The following is a 15,952-nucleotide window of genomic DNA, read 5'->3' as shown; positions in this document are numbered from 1 at the left end:
CACGAACGGGCTCTTCCGGCGGCGCCGCACGTCCCGGGGCCGCCCGATCCGTCCTACGGGGGGAGAGCCTTGCCGATGAAACGCACACCGCTTCCGGGCGTCGGCACCCAGTACGACGTCACCACCCGCTCCGGGCGGCACCTGTCCGTCGTCGTCCACCAGGACGGCCGGCGATTCCTGGGCTTCTACGACCCCGAGGACCCCGACACCTGCCAGGCGTCCTTCCAGCTCGAATCCGACGAGGCCGCCTCCCTGGCCGCGCTGATCGCCCCCGAACCCGAGGCGCCGGACCTGGCCGTCGGGGAGCTGGACCTGGCCACCGAGCGGATCCCGGTGACCGCCAAGTCCCCGTACCGGGGGCGGCCGCTGGGCGACACCCGCGCCCGTACCCGCACCGGGGCGTCCATCGTCGCGGTCCTGCGGCGCACCGCGCCGCACCCGGCCCCGGGGCCGGACTTCAGGCTGGAGGCGGGGGACGTCCTCGTGGTCGTGGGCACCCGCCAGGGCGTCGAGGAACTCGCCCAGATCATCACGGGGGGCTGAGTATGCACGACACCACCATGCTGCTCATCGAGCTGGGCGCCATCATCCTCGGTCTGGGGATCATCGGGCGGTTCGCCGGGCGGATCGGCCTGTCCGCCATCCCGCTCTACCTGCTGGCCGGTCTCGCCTTCGGCCACGGCGGCATCTTCGAGCTCAGCTCCAGCGAGGAGTTCGTCGCCATCGGCGCCGAGATCGGTGTGATCCTGCTGCTGCTCCTGCTGGGCCTGGAGTACAGCGCCTCCGAGCTGGTGGACAACCTCAAGACGCAGTACCCCTCGGGCGTGGTGGACTTCGTCCTCAACGCCACGCCGGGGGCCGTCGCCGCACTGGTCATGGGCTGGGGGCCGGTGGCCGCCGTGGCACTGGCCGGCGTCACCTGGATCTCCTCCTCCGGCGTCATCGCCAAGGTCCTCACCGACCTGGGCCGGCTCGGCAACCGCGAGACACCCGTCGTCCTCGGCGTCCTGGTCATGGAGGACCTGGCTATGGCGGTGTACCTGCCGATCCTGACCACCCTGCTGGCCGGGGTCGGCCTGATGGGCGGCAGCGTCAGCCTGATCGTCGCCCTGGGCACGGTCGGACTGGTCCTCTACGTCGCGCTGCGCCACGGCCGGCTGATCAGCAAGGCCGTCTCCTCCGACAATCCCGAGCTGCTGCTGCTGGTGGTGCTCGGCCTGACCGTCCTGATCGCCGGCATCGCCCAGCAGCTGCACGTCTCGGCGGCCGTCGGCGCGTTCCTCGTCGGCATCGCCCTGTCCGGTGAGGTCGCCGAGAGCGCCCACCGGCTGTTCGCCCCACTGCGGGATCTGTTCGCGGCGGTGTTCTTCGTCTTCTTCGGTCTGTCCACCGACCCGGGCAACATCCCGCCGGTGATCGTCCCGGCGCTGATCCTGGCCGTGGTGACGGTGGTGACCAAGGTCGCCACCGGCTGGTACGCGGCGCAGCGCGCCGGCATCAGCCCCAGGGGCCGGCTGCGGGCGGGCGGGGCCCTGGTGGCGCGCGGCGAGTTCTCCATCGTCATCGCCGGCCTGGCGGCCGGGGTCGCCACCGAGATCCGTCCGCTGGCCACCGCGTACGTGCTGCTGATGGTGATAATCGGCCCGCTGGCCGCCCGCTGGACGGAGCCCGCCGTCAGAGCCCTGATGCCCCGGCTGGTGCCGGTCTCCCCCGGCCCGTCGGTGCAGCCGCCGGCCGGGACGCGGGAGGGGCCCGGGGCCGCTTCCGACACCGCGGCCCGCGCGGACTCCCCCACCCAGCCGTAGGGCCGGAAGGGGACGCCCGCGGCCGGTGAGGCATCATCTCCCTCATGGGGACAGTCGCCGGTCTGGACAGTTCGTCCGAGTACACCCGCATCGTCGTCTGCGACACCGACACCGGTGCCGTCGTCAGACAGGGATACGCCCCGCATCCCGCGCCCGGAGGCGGCGGGGAGGACGGGGCCGCGGCGGCCGCGGGCAGGCGCACCGAGACCGATCCGCAGGCGTGGCTGCTCTCGCTCGGCGACGCGGCGGCGGGCGGGGTGCTGGAGGGCGTCCAGGCCATCGGCGTCTCGGCTCAGCAGAACGGGCTGGTCGCGCTCGACGAGGTCGGCGACCCGGTACGGCCCGCGCTGGTCGGCAACGACCGACGCGCGCAGACCGCCGCGGCCGACCTCGTCGACGCGCTCGGCGGACGCGAGGCGTGGGCGCAGGCTGTGGGCGCCGTGCCGCAGGCGGCGCAGCCGGTGGCGAAGCTGCGCTGGCTTGCCCGGCACGAGCCGGAGGCGGCCCGGCGCGTGACCGAGGTCCTCCAGCCGCACGACTGGCTGGTGTGGCAGCTGCTGGGCCGTCCGCAGCGCCGCACCACCGACCGCGGTGACGCCTCGGGGACCGGCTACTGGTCGGCCGCCACCGAGTCCTGGCGGGCGGACCTGGCCGAGCTGGCGCTCGGTCACCCGGTGAGGCTGCCGGATGTGCTGGGTCCGGCCGAGCCCGCCGGCCACACCCCCGAGGGTCTGCTGATCTCGGCCGGCACGGGCGAGACGATGGCCGCCGCCTTCGGCCTGGGCGTCGGCCCGGGCGACGCGGTGGTCTCGCTGGGGGCGTCCGGTTCGGTCTTCTCCGTGCACCACCAGGCGCTGGCCGAGCCGACCGGCATGATCACCTCGCTCGCCGACGCCACCGGTATGCACCTGCCGGTGGTGCACACGCTCAACGCCGTACGGGCGCTGCGCGGCGCCGCCGGACTGCTCGGCACCTCACTGGAGGGCCTGTCGGAGCTGGCACTGACCTCCACGCCCGGCTCCCACGGGCTGGTGCTGCTGCCCTATCTGGAGGGCGAGCGCACCCCCGACCTGCCGCACACCGCCGGCACGCTGGCCGGGCTGCGGCGCGAGAGCATGAAGCCGGAGCACCTGGCGCGCGCCGCCTTCGAGGGGATGCTGTGCGGGCTCGCCGACGCCCTCGACGTGCTGCGCGGCCGGGGCGTATCGGTCGGCCGGGTCTTCCTGCTGGGGGCCGCGGCCGGCCTCCCGGCCGTACAGGCGGTCGCTCCGGCCCTGCTGGGCGCTCAGGTGGTGGTCCCCGAGCCCGCCGACTACACGGCGCTGGGCGCGGCCCGCCAGGCCGCCTGGGCCCTGGGCGTGTCCCAGGGCACGCTCTCGCCGCAGCAGCCACCGATGTGGCCCGCGCCCGCCGGCCGGGTCCTGGAACCGGGCGAGGAGCTGGCGGTGGGCCAGGCGGTGCGGCAGCAGTACGCGACGGTGCGGGAGCAGACGCATCCGGGCGCCTTCGGCTGAGCCCGCGCCGGCGGTCCCGGCCGGATGCCGGGTGCCGGGTGCCGGGTGCCGGCCAGGGCTCAGTCCAGATAGCCCCGCAGCTGGTCCGCGTAGGCGTGGTCACGGAGTCTGGCCAGCGTCCTGGACTCGATCTGGCGGATGCGTTCACGGGTGACGCCGAAGAGGCGGCCGATCTCCTCCAGCGTGCGGGGCCGGCCGTCGGCGAGCCCGTAGCGCAGCTGGACGACCCTGCGCTCGCGCTCGCCGAGGGTGGACAGCACCGCGTCCAGGTGCCGGCGCAGCAGCAGGAAGGCGGCGGTCTCCACGGGCGAGGGCGCGTCGCCGTCCTCGATGAGATCGCCCAGGTTGACGTCGTCCTCCTCCCCCACCGGGGCGTGCAGCGACACCGGCTCCCGGGCCAGCCGCAGCACCTCGCCGACCCGCTCCCCGGTCAGGCCGAGCTGGGCGGCGACCTCCTCGGGCGTCGGCTCGTGGCCGCGCTCCTGGAGGAGGCGGCGCTGGACGCGGACGACCCGGTTGATCAGCTCCACGACGTGCACCGGGACCCTGATGGTGCGGGCCTGGTCGGCCAGCGCCCGGGACATGGCCTGGCGTATCCACCAGGTGGCGTATGTGGAGAACTTGTAGCCGCGGGTGTAGTCGAACTTCTCCACGGCCCGGATGAGGCCCAGATTGCCCTCCTGGACCAGGTCGAGCACGGTCAGCCCGCGGCCGGCGTACCGCTTGGCCACCGAGACCACCAGGCGGAGGTTGGCCTCGATCAGGCGGCGCTTGGCCACCCGGCCCATGACCACCAGACGGTCGAGGTCGAGGGCGAGGCTCTCGTCGAGGCCGGGGGTGCGGGCGAGCTTCTCCTCGGCGAACAGACCCGCCTCGACGCGCCGGGCGAGTTCGACCTCCTCTGCGGCCGTCAGCAGGGGGACGCGGCCGATCTCGCGCAGGTACTGGCGGAAGAGGTCGGCGGAGGGGCCGCTCGTGTCGGGCCCGGCAGGCCGGGGGGCGAGGCGGGGTTCCTCCTGGAGGTGGCCGGCGTTCGGTTCCGCCTCCTGCCCGGGGACGGCCCGCGGGTGGCCGGGCGAGGGGGCCTGCGGGCCGTCAGGCGGTACGACGGCCGGGCCGGGAGTGCTCGGGGAGTCGGGGGCGACGGGAACGGCGGGGGCGGCGAGGGCCGCGCCGGCCAGGGTCCGGGTCTGCACGAGGGCGGCCTCCAAGTTGATCGCTGCCGGTTCGGGGCGACACGCGAGACGAGGACGGGCGCGGCCGCACCGCTGTCCGCACCGCGGCGGACGAGCGGCGCCGAGGGGGGTACGCGCTCCGGGGGCTCAGGCACCTCCCTCAGTGTGGGGTACGACACACTCCCGTCACGAGGGGCGTGCGCACGGTTTCTGGACTCCCGGGTGACCGAACGCGTACGGAAGGTGGCAGAACGGGCCGGTGAACGGCCGCCGGCGGCGGAAGGGCGGCGCGGGCGGGGTCCGGCCCCGGTACGGGATCAGGCCGCGCGGGCCTTGAGCGGCCTGCTACGACCAGAGCGCGGCGGCGCCGCGGTCGCGCAGCGACCGGCCGTACCGCTCCAGCGTCCACAGCTGCTCGGCGACGGCCGTCTGGGCCTCGTCCCCGCTGTTCGCCATGCGCGCGAGGGTGCTGCTCAGTTCGGCGATCCGGCGGTTGACCGCCTCCAGGCGCACCTTGACCAGGAACTCCCCGGCGTAGGCCTCGTCGGGCTCGCGCGGGGTGCGCAGCGGCTCGACGCTCAGCTCGGTGATCATCGACCGCACGGTGTCGTCCGGCGCGGCGTCCCGCACCCGGGCCAGGTACTCCCCGTCGGCCCGCTCCACTCCTCCGGCCTTCTCCACGGCCCGGCGTACCTCGGCGTAGGGCTCGGCGGTGAACTCGTCGGCCCCGTAGGCGTCGAAGAGCGGGGAGACCAGCGCCGGGAACTGAAGTGCCAGCTTGAGCAGTTCACGCTCGGCCAGCCGCTGGGGGCTGCGCAGGTCCAGCCGGGGGCCGCCGGGCGCGGGGCCGGGCCGCACCTGCGGTGCGGGCGGCCCGGCGGGGCGGCGCTGCTGCGGGCCTCCCGTGCCTCCGGACCGCCGCTCGCGCTCCCAGCGGGCGAGCTGCCCCACCCGCCGCACCACGAACTCGGTGTCGAGGATGCCCAGCAGCCCGGCCAGGCGTACGGCGTACTGGTGCTGGATCGAGCCGTCCTTGATCCGCGCGACGATCGGCGCGGCCTCCTCCAGGGCGGCGGCCCGGCCCTCGGCGGTGTCCAGGTTGTGCTGCCCGGTGACCGAGCGGATGGCGAACTCGAACAGCGGCGAGCGCCCCTGGACCAGGGCCGCCACCGCCTCGTCGCCCTCGGCCAGCCGCAGTTCGCACGGGTCCATGCCGCCCGGGGTGATGGCGATGGAGGTGCGGGCGGCGAACTTCTGGTCGTCCTCGAAGGCGCGCAGGGCCGCCTTCTGCCCGGCCGCGTCGCCGTCGAAGGTGAAGACGACCTCCGAGCGGGAGTTGTCCATCAGCAGACGGCGCAGGATCTTGATGTGCTCGCCGCCGAAGGCGGTGCCGCAGGTGGCGATGGCGCCGGTGACCCCGGCGAGGTGGCAGGCCATCACGTCCGTGTAGCCCTCGACGACCACGGCCCGGCCGGTCTTCGCGATCTCGCGCTTGGCCAGGTCGATGCCGTAGAGCACCTGGGACTTGCGGTAGATCGCCGTCTCGGGGGTGTTGAGGTACTTCGGCCCGTTGTCGTCCTCGCGCAGCTTGCGGGCGCCGAAGCCCACGACCTCGCCGGTGATGTCGCGGATGGGCCACATCAGCCGGCCGCGGAAGCGGTCGATGGGGCGGCCGTTGCGGCTCTCCTGGGCCAGGCCGGCCAGGATCAGCTCCTTGTCGCTGAAGCCCTTGCCGCGCAGGAAGCGGGTCAGGTGGTCCCAGCCGGCCGGAGAGTAGCCGACGCCGAAGTGCGCGGCGGCCTCCTGGCCGAAGCCCCGCTCGGCCAGGAAGCGGCGGCCGGTCTCGGCCTCCGGCGAGTCGAGCTGCTCGGTGTAGAAGGCGGCGGCGGCCTTGTGCGCCTGGACCAGCCGGATGCGCTCGCCCTGCTGGCGGCCGGGGGCGTAGCCGCCCTCCTCGTAGCGCAGGGTGACCCCGGCCTGGGAGGCCAGCCGCTCGACGGCCTCGGAGAAGGAGAGGTGGTCCACCTTCATCACGAAGTCGAGGGTGTCCCCGCCGGCCTGGCAGCCGAAGCAGTGGTACAGGCCCTTGCTCGGGCTGACGTGGAAGGAGGGGGACTTCTCGTCGTGGAAGGGGCACAGGCCCTTGAGGTTGCCGCCGCCGGCCGGGCGGAGCTGGAGGTACTCGGAGACGACGGCGTCGATCGGGACCGCGTCCCGCACCGCCTTCACGTCGTCGTCGTTGATCCGTCCCGCCACGGCGGAAAGTCTACGGCCGCCCCGCGACATCCCCGGCAGGGCGGGTCCGGGGCCGGACCTCCCGGACGAAGACGAGGTGCGGGCCGACGCCCTCGATGACGAACTCCTCTCCGTGCGTCCGAAAGCCCTGGCGCTCGTAGAAGCCCCGGGCCGTGGTGCGGCCGTTGCACCACAGCAGCGCGGCGCCGCGGGCGGCGGCCTCGGCGGTGCCCGCGCGCAGTACGGCGGCGCCGTGGCCCCGGCCGCGGGCGGCGGGGGCGCTGGCCACGCCCCGGAAGCGGTAGGCGGTCGCGGCGAGGTCCGCCGGCGGGCCCGGGGAGGCTCCGGGGAGTGGTCCGGGGAACGCCTCGGGGAAGAACGTGCCGCATCCGAGGACCTCCGGCGCGTCCCCCTCGTAGGAGGCGATGTGGAACGCGGCGGGGTCTCCGCCCTCGGGGAAGAACGCCGCCTCGCGCGGCAGTCCCGGGCGCAGCACCTCCCACCGCAGGCCGAGGATCTCCGAGGCGGGCACCAGCGCGGTACGGACGGCGGGGACGGTCATGCCGCCACGCTACGGCTCCGCTGCCGGGGCGGGGACGGGCCGGGACCGGGTCGCCGACCGGGTCGGGGCCGGGTCGGGGCCGGGTCGGAGGAGTCCTGCGGGTCAGTTTCCGGCCAGCTCATCCAGCGGCAGCGAGGGGTCGGCCAGCTTCTCCGGATCGGTCTCCCGGCCGGAGCGCACGAGCCGCTGGACCGGCCCGGTGGCGCCCTCGGTGTTCACGCCCAGCCCGGCCAGCACCCGTCCCTCGCTCAGCCAGAAGGCGGTGAACTCGCGCTTGCCGAGGTCGCCCCGGACGACCACCTGGTCGTACGAGCCGGGCGGCGCCCAGCCGGAGTACTCCATGCTCATGTCGTACTGGTCGGAGAAGAAGTAGGGCACCCGGTCGTAGGAGACCTCCTGCCCGAGCATCGCCCGGGCGGCGGCCGGTCCGCCGTTCAGGGCGTTGGCCCAGTGCTCGACGCGCAGCCGGGTGCCGAACAGTGGGTGGTGGAGGGCGGCGACGTCGCCGGCCGCGTGGATGTCGGGGTCGCTGGTGCGCAGCGAGGCGTCCACCGCGACGCCGCCCACGGGCTCCCCGGCCAGTTCCAGCCCGGCGGCGCGGGCCAGGGAGATCCGGGGGGCGGCGCCGATGGCGGCGAGCACGGCGTGCGCCGGGTGCTCCTCGCCGTCTCCCGTACGCACGGCCAGGACCTGGCTGTCCTGGCCGACGACCTCGGTGAGGGAGGTGCCGAAGTACAGGCGCGCACCGTGCTCGCGGTGCAGGTCGGCCAGGACGGAACCCAGCTCGGGGCCGAGGACGGAGTGCAGCGGGGTGGGGCTCGGCTCGATGACGGTGACCTCGGCGCCCCAGGAGCGGGCGGCGGCAGCCACCTCCAGGCCGATCCAGCCCGCGCCCGCGACGACCAGGTGTCCGTTGTCGCGGCCGAGCCCGGCCAGAGCGCCGCGCAGCCGGTCGGCGTGCGCCAGGCGGCGCAGATGGTGCACCCCGGCCAGCCCGGTGCCGGGGACGTTCAGGCGGCGCGGCTCGGCTCCGGTGGCCAGCAGCAGCTTGTCGTAGTGGATCCGGGTGCCGTCGCCGAGCTCCACCGTCTTCGCCTCCCGGTCGAGGCGGACGGCGGGCTGCCCGAGGTGGAGTTCGACGGCGGCCCCGGCGTACCAGGCGGGCTCGTGGACGAAGACGCCCTCGCGTTCGGTGGTGCCGCCGAGGTAGCCCTTGGAGAGGGGAGGCCGCTCGTAGGGGTGGTCGCGTTCGTCGCCGATCAGGATGACGCGGCCGGTGAAGCCCTCGGCCCGCAGGGTCTCGGCCGCTTTCGCCCCGGCCAGGCCGCCGCCGACGATGACGAACGTGCGGTGTGCGTCGACCACGTGCTTCCTCCTCGTTGCGCTGCCCCCCTGCGGTGGATTCCCCGGGAGTGTGCCCCGCCGGCCCGCCGCCGGAAGGGGCGGCGGGCCGGGCGCGCGGGGGATGTCCGGGGAGGGCCCGCGGTCGGCTCCGCGGACGTCTCCCATAGATCCTCCCCAGCCTCCGGGCCGCTCTATCCCCCTTCGCGCGCACCGTCCTCGTTTGTCTGGAACCATCTGGTACGCGCACCCGCCTCCGCGCCTCCCCGCCTCCGCGCGCTCAGACCGCGGGACGGGTCCGGCCGGACGCGGTCCGCTCCGTCGCCGGGGCCTGGAGGACCCGGCGGGCGGTCAGGGCGAGGGAGAGCTCGGCCACCTCGTGGGGGCGGCCGAGGGATCTGCCGGTGAGCTGCTCGAAGCGGCGCAGCCGGTTGAGAACGGTGTTGCGGTGGCAGAACAGCCTGCTGCCGGCCCGCCGGGCCGAGCCGTCGCACTCCATCCAGGCGGTGAGGGTGTCCAGCAGCAGGTCCCGGTCGGCGCCCTCCAGTCTCAGCACCGGGCCCAGCACCCGCTCGGCCAGTGCCGCGGCCAGGCCGGGCGAGGAGACCAGCAGAGCGGCGGGCAGATGCTCGTGGAGCAGGACCGGCGTCCCGCCCGGGGCGGCCGAGCGCAGCGCGGTCTCGGCGAGCCGGCGGGCTTCGCCGATCCGGGCCAGCCCATCGACCGCGAAGCTGACGCCGGTGCGCAGCCCCGGCAGCGCGGGGAGGGCGCCGGCCAGCTCCGCCAGCAGGCCGTCGGCGGCGCCGTGGCCGTCCGGATCACCGGGTTCGCCCGGGCCGCCGTGACCGGCCGGATCTCCGCCGATCACGGCGATTCCCAGGTCGGCGTCGGACCGGGGGTGCCACAGGATCGGTACGGCCTCGGGGACGCGGGAGCGGATCAGGGGGCGGTGAGCCTCCCGGCCGGGGCCCGCGACGGCCACCACCGCGTACCGCCCCCGTTCGGGCAGTCCCAGCGCCTCGGACGTCTCCGTGAGGTCGGCGACGCGCATGGTGCCCTCCAGCAGGGCGTCGGCCATCAGCCGCTGGCGGTTGCCGTGGCGCCAGGCCAGCCGGCGCTCGGTCCGCCGGTACGCCTCGGCGACCACCGCGCAGTGCTCGTCGACGAAGTCCCACACCTCGGCCGCGACGTGGACCAGCAGCCGCGCGCCGTCGGGATCGTGCCGGGTGACCCGGTCCACCAGGGACTGCCAGACCACCGCGCCGCCGAGCCGGAAGGCCCGCATCAGGGCGTCCAGCGGAAGCCCCTGCTCGGCGCGGTCGGCGCCGATCCGCCACGAGCAGCGGCGGGCGGCGTCGCGCAGTTCCTTGGGGCGCAGCAGGGAGCCCACGTTGTGCCGCAGGGAGCGGTACACCTCGTGCCACAGCTCGTCCTGGTCGACGGAGGCGGCGCGGTAGGCGGGCTCCTCCTTGCACAGAAGCTCGACCACGCGGTCGGTGAGCCCGGGCAGTTCGTCCATCAGCGGCCGGGCGGCCCGGTGCAGCACGGCCACGGCCTCGGCGTTCACGGGGGCGCGTACGACGGGATGCATCTCGGTCCTCCACCTGGCGGGTGTCGGGAGCGGCTCGATGCAGCATTGTCAGCAGGCCCGGACCGGGATATCCAGAGGCGTGCGGGAATCGCTTAGCGACCGCTCAGTCTCCCAGGTGTCCTGGCGTACGCGGCCGGCGCCCGGCCGCACCGGTCGCGCCCTCAGCCGTCGTGCCGGCTCTCGCCGGCCGCCGCCAGGACCCTGGTGAGCTCGACCCGGGAGCGGATGCCCAGTGCGGCGAAGACGTTGCGCAGGTGGTGGTCGACCGTGCGGGGGCTGACCGACAGCCGCAGCGCGACCTCCCGGTTGGTGGCCCCCTCGGCCACGCAGCGCGCGATGCGCAGCTGCTGCGGGGTCAGTCCGCCCAGCACCCGCGGCGCGCCCTGCCCCGCCGTCTCGCCGGTGGCCCGCAGCTCGGCGCGGGCCTGGTCGGCCCAGCTGCGGGCGCCGCACCGTTCGAAGGCCAGGAGCGCGTCGCGCAGTACCCCGCGGGCCGCGCCCGGACGGCGTCCGCGGCGCAGCGCCTTGCCGTGCAGCAGCTGGGTGCGGCCGTACTCGAAGTCGCTGTCGATCCGCGCGTGCTCCTCCAGCGCCTTCGCGAACAGCTCCGGCGCCTCCTCCGGCCCGGCGAGCAGGGCCCGGCAGCGGGCGAGCTGGACGGGCGCCATCGGGTCCGCGGTGACGGCGGTCCACTGGGCGAAGCGCGTCAGCGCGGCGCGGGCGGTGCGCCGGTCGCCCGCCTGGGCGGACGCCTCCACCAGGCACGGCGCGGCCAGCGCCTGGAGCGCGAAGTGCCCGCGCCCGCCGCCGGTCCCCGGCAGTTCGCCCGGACCGGTGCCCACCAGCGGCTCCAGCCGGGCCGCGGCCTCGTGCGGTCTGCCGTGCCCCATGTCGCAGCGGGCCAGCGCCCACTGGGCCAGGGTGGCGGCCACGCCCAGGCCGTGCGGGCCCGCGTCCTCGCCCGCCGCGCGGGCGTGCCCGGCGCAGGCGGCCGCGTCCCCCTCCACTGCCGCGGCCATCGCCAGCACCGCGTGGTGGTGGGCGGCGCAGTTGCGCTGGCCGCTGCGGCGGGCGCGGCGCAGCCCGTCCTCGGCGTGGGCGCGGGCCCGGCTGTGCCGCCCGGCCCGCAGCTCGCTGTAGGCCAGGTGCTCCAGCGCCTGGGGTACGACGGCGGCCGGCCCGCACGCCCGGGCGGCGGCCAGGGCCCGGGTGTTGAGGTCGTGGGCCGCCGCGACGTCACCGACGACCAGGGCCACGATCCCGGCCCGTATCAGCCTCCAGGGCTGCCGCTCGCCGGCAGCGTGCTCCAGGACGCGCAGCAGCAGCGGGCCGCCGCGGTCGATGTCACCGCGGAGCACCGCGTCCAGGCCCGCGCGGTAGTCGTCGAGCAGCGGGTCCCCGGCGGGCGTCCTCAGCCCGGCGATACGGGCGAGGTCGGCGCGGAAACCCGCGATGTCTCCGATCGCCCAGGCCGCCTCGGTCGCGTGCAGCAGCGCCCGGCGGGCGGTGTGCGGGTCGTAGGGGCCCAGCAGCCGGGCGGCGTACGACAGCAGCTCATGGGCGTCGGTGACCACACCGTTGCGCAGCTCCAGTACTCCGCGAACGAGTTCGGCCCGGCCGCGCACGGTGTCGTGCACGGGCAGCGCGCGGGCCCGGTCCAGCAGGGCCAGGGCCCGGTACGGGCGTCCGGCCGACCATGCGTGTTCGGCCGCGGCGGTCAGCCGGGCCGCGCGCACACCGGTGTCCTGGGCCGTGCCGAACCCGTCGCCGGACCCGCCGTCGGCTCCGGTGAGTTCGGCCGAACGCCACAGGGCGTCGGCCAGTTCGGCGTGGGTGTGCTCGTCGGTGGCCGTGGTGTCGGAGGCGACGGCGGCCAGCGCGTCGGCCAGTTCCGGGTCCGCGCCCTCCTGCGGCAGGGCGGCCGCGGCGCGGTGGCGCAGGGCGAGCAGCCGGTGCGGCGCTCCCGCGTTCACGGCCTCACCGCCCCGGCCGCCCCCGGCGGGGGTGCCCTCCCCCGCGCGGGCGCCCTCCAGGGCACGGGCGAGCAGCCGGTGGGCGGTGCGCCGCCGCTCGGGCGGCTCGCCCCAGTAGGCGGCGCGGCGCAGCAGCGAGTTCGCGAAGCACAGCCGGTCGCCCTCGCGCCGCAGGGCACCGCGGCTGCGGGCCGGGTCCGCCCCGTCCGGGCCGAGTCCGGCCAGTGCCGCGGCGCGCGCCAGGGTGGAGCAGTCCGCCGTGCCACCCAGCTCGTACGCGGCGGCGGTCAGCAGCAGCAGGGTGCGGGCCTGTTCGGGCAGGTCCGCCAGTTCGGCGGTGGCCGAGCGCAGCCGCGGCCCGGTGGCGGGGAGCGGATGGGGCAGCGGTTCGGCGCCGGCGAGCTGGGCGGGGGTGAGGGAGGCGGCCAGATCGGTGAGGAGGCCGGGGTTGCCGCCGCCGCTGTGCAGCAGCGCCTCGCGTACGGCCGGGTCGGTGTCGGCGGACAGCAGCTCGTCCAGGAACGCGCCGGCGGCCGCGGCGTCCAGCGGCTCCAGCGCGAGTACGGGCAGCCCGGCCAGCAGCGGGTCCTCGGCGCCGTCGCAGTCCGCCGTCACCAGCATCGCCACGGGCAGCGGAGGGCCCAGCCGCCGGGCCGCGAAGCCCAGGACGCGGCGGCTGGGCGCGTCGAGGTGGTGCGCGCCGTCGACGCACAGCAGCAGCGGCCCCCCGGCGGCCAGGTCGTGCAGCAGCGCCGGCAGTCCGGCCAGCACCGGCCCCTCGTCGGCGGGCGCGGCGCCCAGCGCCAGGGCGCGGACGAGGGCGGCGGTGCGCAGGTCGTCCGGTGCCGCCCGGTCGGCCACCGGCCGCAGCAGGGCGTGGAGTCCGCTGTAGGGGACGGCGGTCTCGGCGGCCACGCCCCTCGCGCGCAGCACGGTGCCGCCCGGGCCGGCCCTCTCGAAGGAGGCCGCGGCGTGGTCCAGCAGGGCGCCGGCGCCGAGCCCCGGTTCGGCCCGCACCAGCAGCGTGCCGCCCCGTCCCGCGCGTGCGCCGCCGATCAGTTCCGCAACGGCCTTCCGTGCGGTGTTCGCACCGTGCATCCGCGCATCCCTCCTCGGAAGGGACTTCCAGGTCGCCCGGGTCTGCCTTCACGACAGCACCGAGCCCGCATAGTGTCCATGACAATAAGGCCAGGTCGCGGCCACCGCCCAGCGGCCGGCCGGGCGGCGTGTGCGCTCGCACAACGGCTCCCCCCGCGGCCGCCGGGCCGCGACCGGCCGTCCTACGGTCGGCCCATGACACGAGAGTTCACCTCCTTCGACGGCGTGACCATCCGCTACCACCGCTGGGACCCGGCGCCCGGCATGGACGGCGGACTGCCGGTCGTGGTGCTGCACCACGGCTTCATCGCCGACACCCACACCAACTGGGTCCGGCCGGGCGTCGTCGAGGTGCTGACCCGGCGGGGGCGGCGGGTGGTCGGCATCGACGCGCGCGGCCACGGCCGCTCCGGCAAGCCCTACGACGCCCGCCACTACGGCGAGAGCGCCATGGCACGCGATCTGCTGGACCTGCTGGACGTCCTCGGCGAGGGGCGGGCGCACCTGGTGGGCTACTCGATGGGCGCGGTCACCGCGCTGCTGGCCGCCGCCCGGGACGAGCGCGTCACCCGGCTGGTCGTCGGCGGGGTGGGGGCCGGGGTGGTCGAACTGGGCGGTGTGGACACCCGCGAACTGCCCCCCGAACTGGTGGTGGCGGCGCTGCTGGCGGACGACCCGGCCGACGTGCCGCTGCGGATGGCGGGCCTGCGGATCTGGGCGGACGAGGTGGGCGCCGACCGCCGCGCCCTGGCCGCGCAGGGCAGATCGATGCACCAGGGCCCGACCGCGCTGACGGACGTCACCGTGCCGACCCTGGTGCTCGCGGGCGCGGACGATCCGCTGGCCGCGCGCCCCGGGGTGCTCGCCGACGCGCTCCCCCGCGCCCGGCTCCGGACCCTGCACGGCGACCATCTGACGGCCGTGCGCGACCCGTCCTTCGCCCAGGCCATAGCGGACTTCCTGGAGTCCGCCGACTGACACCGGCCGACGCGGACCGGCCGGGGCGGCCGTACCCGAACCGTTCGCCCCGCGTACCGCCGCGCGTCACATCGGGCGGGTAGCGGGGCGGTGGACGGGGTACACCCATGGCCCACCGGGGCGAGGCAGCAGGGAGCGGTCGGCGGATGCGCGTGATGACGTGGAACGTGTGGTGGCGGTTCGGACCGTGGCGGGAGCGGTACGAGGCGATCCTGGCCACACTGCGCCAGACGCGGCCCGACGCGGTCGGCCTGCAGGAGGTGTGGACCCGGGGCGGGGAGAACATGGCCGGACGGCTCGCCCGCGAGCTGGGCATGCACTGGACCTGGGCGGCCTGGGACGTCCCCGGGCAGTGGCGCGAGCGGCTGGACGACCCGGAGGTCGGCGTCGGCAACGCCGTGCTCAGCCGCTGGCCCATAGCGGACCGGGCCGAGATCCCCCTGCCCCCGGCCGGGGGCGGCGACGAGCGGGTGGCGCTGTACGCGCTGCTGGACGCGCCCGGCCGCCCGGTGCCGTTCTTCACCACCCACCTGACCTCCGCCGCCCACGCCTCGGCACTGCGCTGCCGGCAGGTCGCCGCCCTGGCGGAGTTCGTCGCGGCGCACCGCGGCGGGAGCGGCTTCCCGCCCGTGGTCACCGGGGACTTCAACGCGACGCCCGACTCCGACGAGATCCGGCTGCTGGGCGGCTCGCGCACGGCCCCCGCCGTCGAGGGCCAGGTGCTGCCGGACGTCTGGGAGTACGCCGATCCGGCCGCCCCGGCCGCGACCCGGGACGCGGCCAACCCCTATGTCGCGGCCACCTTCCGGCCCAGCGCACGCGTCGACTACATCCGCGTCGGGCCGCCCGGCCCGGGCGGGATCGGCCGCGTCACGGACGTGCGGCGGGCGGGCGACGGCCCGGTCGGCGGCGTCTGGCCCTCCGACCACGCCGCCGTCGTGGCGGACCTGGCCCCGGAACCGGCCCCGGGGCCGGCCTCCTGAAGGCCCCGCCCGCCTACGGGCGGGCGGCCCCGTCCGGGACGGACAGCGGCAGCGCGCGGACGTCGTCCAGCGGCAGCAGCCGGACACCGCCGGGACGGGCCAGGGCGTCACGCATCCGCAGCACCGGACCGTCGGCCCGGTGCTCCTCGCCCGAGAGCAGGTAGTCCTCCAGGAAGGAGCGGACCGGTCCGGGGTCGACCGTGTCCGGCCGCTCCCCTTCCGTGCCGGAGGCCCGGGCGAGCACCAGCAGCAGCATTCCGTGGACCCGCTCCGCGCCGGGGCGCAGCGCGGGCTGGAAGTAGGGGATGTCCAGGGCCCGGGCGCCGTGCCGGGCGTAGAAGCACAGCCGGGCGGCCGGGTCGCCGCGCTCGCCGTCCGCCTTGTGCGCCAGCGGATGCTCCACCTCGGCGAGCGTCAGCAGCGGCCGGAAGCGCTCCTGCCAGGCTCCCGCGACCACGCCCATCAGCAGGCCGCCGAGCCCGCCGGAGCGGGACCGGGGCCGTACGGTCAGGTAGGACAGCAGCAGCACCCGGCCGGCCGCGTCCCACTCGCCGACGGCCACAGCCTCGGGAACGCCGGCGTCGTCCAGGACGGCGCTGACCGCGACGCTGCCGCCGGGACGCTGGTATCTGACGGCCTCGTGGACCAGGCCCGCGGTCAAGACGGTTCCGCTGGAGACCGCCCGCGCTCAGGGCAC

Annotated in this window: 12 protein-coding genes; 5 read left to right on the top strand and 7 right to left on the bottom strand. The window is 76.1% G+C overall.

Annotated elements, in window-relative coordinates:
• Positions 1-75 precede the first annotated feature (75 nt).
• From IQ279_RS00060 to IQ279_RS00050, 3 genes are read left to right on the top strand one after another with little or no spacing between them, the layout of a single operon-like run.
• Positions 76-543 (top strand): cation:proton antiporter regulatory subunit, encoded by a 468-nt coding sequence (locus IQ279_RS00060; protein WP_372445047.1) that lies wholly within the window; start codon positions 76-78, stop codon positions 541-543.
• Positions 544-545: 2 nt separating this feature from the next.
• Positions 546-1,805, top strand: a complete 1,260-nt coding sequence (locus IQ279_RS00055) for a cation:proton antiporter (protein WP_206346168.1) — start codon at positions 546-548, stop codon at positions 1,803-1,805.
• Positions 1,806-1,849: 44 nt separating this feature from the next.
• A complete protein-coding gene (locus IQ279_RS00050; RefSeq protein ID WP_206346167.1) occupies positions 1,850-3,319 on the top strand; it encodes an FGGY family carbohydrate kinase in 1,470 nt (489 codons plus the stop codon).
• A gap of 59 nt (positions 3,320-3,378) precedes the next feature.
• Here the strand turns inward: IQ279_RS00050 and IQ279_RS00045 are convergent, their stop codons facing one another.
• The 6 genes from IQ279_RS00045 to IQ279_RS00020 all read right to left on the bottom strand — a co-directional run bounded on the left by IQ279_RS00045 (position 3,379) and on the right by IQ279_RS00020 (position 13,294).
• Positions 3,379-4,536, bottom strand: coding sequence for an RNA polymerase sigma factor (locus IQ279_RS00045; protein ID WP_206346619.1), 1,158 nt, complete (start codon positions 4,534-4,536; stop codon positions 3,379-3,381).
• 303 nt (positions 4,537-4,839) lie between these two features.
• Positions 4,840-6,750, bottom strand: coding sequence for a DNA primase (gene dnaG, locus IQ279_RS00040; RefSeq protein ID WP_206346166.1), 1,911 nt, complete (start codon positions 6,748-6,750; stop codon positions 4,840-4,842).
• Between the two features lie 10 nt (positions 6,751-6,760).
• Positions 6,761-7,291: a GNAT family N-acetyltransferase gene (locus IQ279_RS00035; protein ID WP_206346165.1), complete on the bottom strand. Its 531-nt coding sequence runs from the start codon at positions 7,289-7,291 to the stop codon at positions 6,761-6,763.
• A 102-nt stretch (positions 7,292-7,393) separates the two neighbouring features.
• A complete protein-coding gene (locus IQ279_RS00030) occupies positions 7,394-8,656 on the bottom strand; it encodes an NAD(P)/FAD-dependent oxidoreductase (RefSeq protein ID WP_206346164.1) in 1,263 nt (420 codons plus the stop codon).
• Between the two features lie 256 nt (positions 8,657-8,912).
• Complete coding sequence (locus IQ279_RS00025) at positions 8,913-10,223, bottom strand: PucR family transcriptional regulator (protein ID WP_206346163.1); 1,311 nt, start codon at positions 10,221-10,223, stop codon at positions 8,913-8,915.
• Between the two features lie 161 nt (positions 10,224-10,384).
• Positions 10,385-13,294, bottom strand: a complete 2,910-nt coding sequence (locus tag IQ279_RS00020; protein WP_206346162.1) for a helix-turn-helix transcriptional regulator — start codon at positions 13,292-13,294, stop codon at positions 10,385-10,387.
• A 195-nt stretch (positions 13,295-13,489) separates the two neighbouring features.
• Here IQ279_RS00020 and IQ279_RS00015 point away from each other — a divergent pair, with 195 nt between their 5' ends.
• Together IQ279_RS00015 and IQ279_RS00010 are read left to right on the top strand one after the other, a co-directional pair.
• Complete coding sequence (locus tag IQ279_RS00015; protein ID WP_206346161.1) at positions 13,490-14,272, top strand: alpha/beta fold hydrolase; 783 nt, start codon at positions 13,490-13,492, stop codon at positions 14,270-14,272.
• Positions 14,273-14,418: 146 nt separating this feature from the next.
• A complete protein-coding gene (locus IQ279_RS00010) occupies positions 14,419-15,255 on the top strand; it encodes an endonuclease/exonuclease/phosphatase family protein (RefSeq protein WP_206346160.1) in 837 nt (278 codons plus the stop codon).
• Between the two features lie 13 nt (positions 15,256-15,268).
• Here IQ279_RS00010 and IQ279_RS00005 read toward each other — a convergent pair whose 3' ends face one another.
• Entirely contained in the window at positions 15,269-15,916 is a 648-nt protein-coding gene (locus tag IQ279_RS00005) for an N-acetyltransferase (RefSeq protein ID WP_206346159.1), read from the bottom strand.
• Positions 15,917-15,952 lie beyond the last annotated feature (36 nt).

Source organism: Streptomyces verrucosisporus, from assembly GCF_017114865.1.
Taxonomy (GTDB): domain Bacteria; phylum Actinomycetota; class Actinomycetes; order Streptomycetales; family Streptomycetaceae; genus Streptomyces; species Streptomyces fenghuangensis.
The sequence above is the reverse complement of the archived record's forward strand: the minus strand, read 5'-3'. Positions and strand labels throughout refer to the sequence as shown.

Coding starts and splice junctions, on each gene's coding strand:
- IQ279_RS00025 (WP_206346163.1), bottom strand. CDS start 10,223: ATGCATCCCGTCGTACGCGCCCCCGTGAACGCCGAGGCCGTGGCCGTG.
- IQ279_RS00060 (WP_372445047.1), top strand. CDS start 76: ATGAAACGCACACCGCTTCCGGGCGTCGGCACCCAGTACGACGTCACC.
- IQ279_RS00020 (WP_206346162.1), bottom strand. CDS start 13,294: ATGCACGGTGCGAACACCGCACGGAAGGCCGTTGCGGAACTGATCGGC.
- IQ279_RS00015 (WP_206346161.1), top strand. CDS start 13,490: ATGACACGAGAGTTCACCTCCTTCGACGGCGTGACCATCCGCTACCAC.
- IQ279_RS00055 (WP_206346168.1), top strand. CDS start 546: ATGCACGACACCACCATGCTGCTCATCGAGCTGGGCGCCATCATCCTC.
- IQ279_RS00010 (WP_206346160.1), top strand. CDS start 14,419: ATGCGCGTGATGACGTGGAACGTGTGGTGGCGGTTCGGACCGTGGCGG.
- IQ279_RS00050 (WP_206346167.1), top strand. CDS start 1,850: ATGGGGACAGTCGCCGGTCTGGACAGTTCGTCCGAGTACACCCGCATC.
- IQ279_RS00035 (WP_206346165.1), bottom strand. CDS start 7,291: ATGACCGTCCCCGCCGTCCGTACCGCGCTGGTGCCCGCCTCGGAGATC.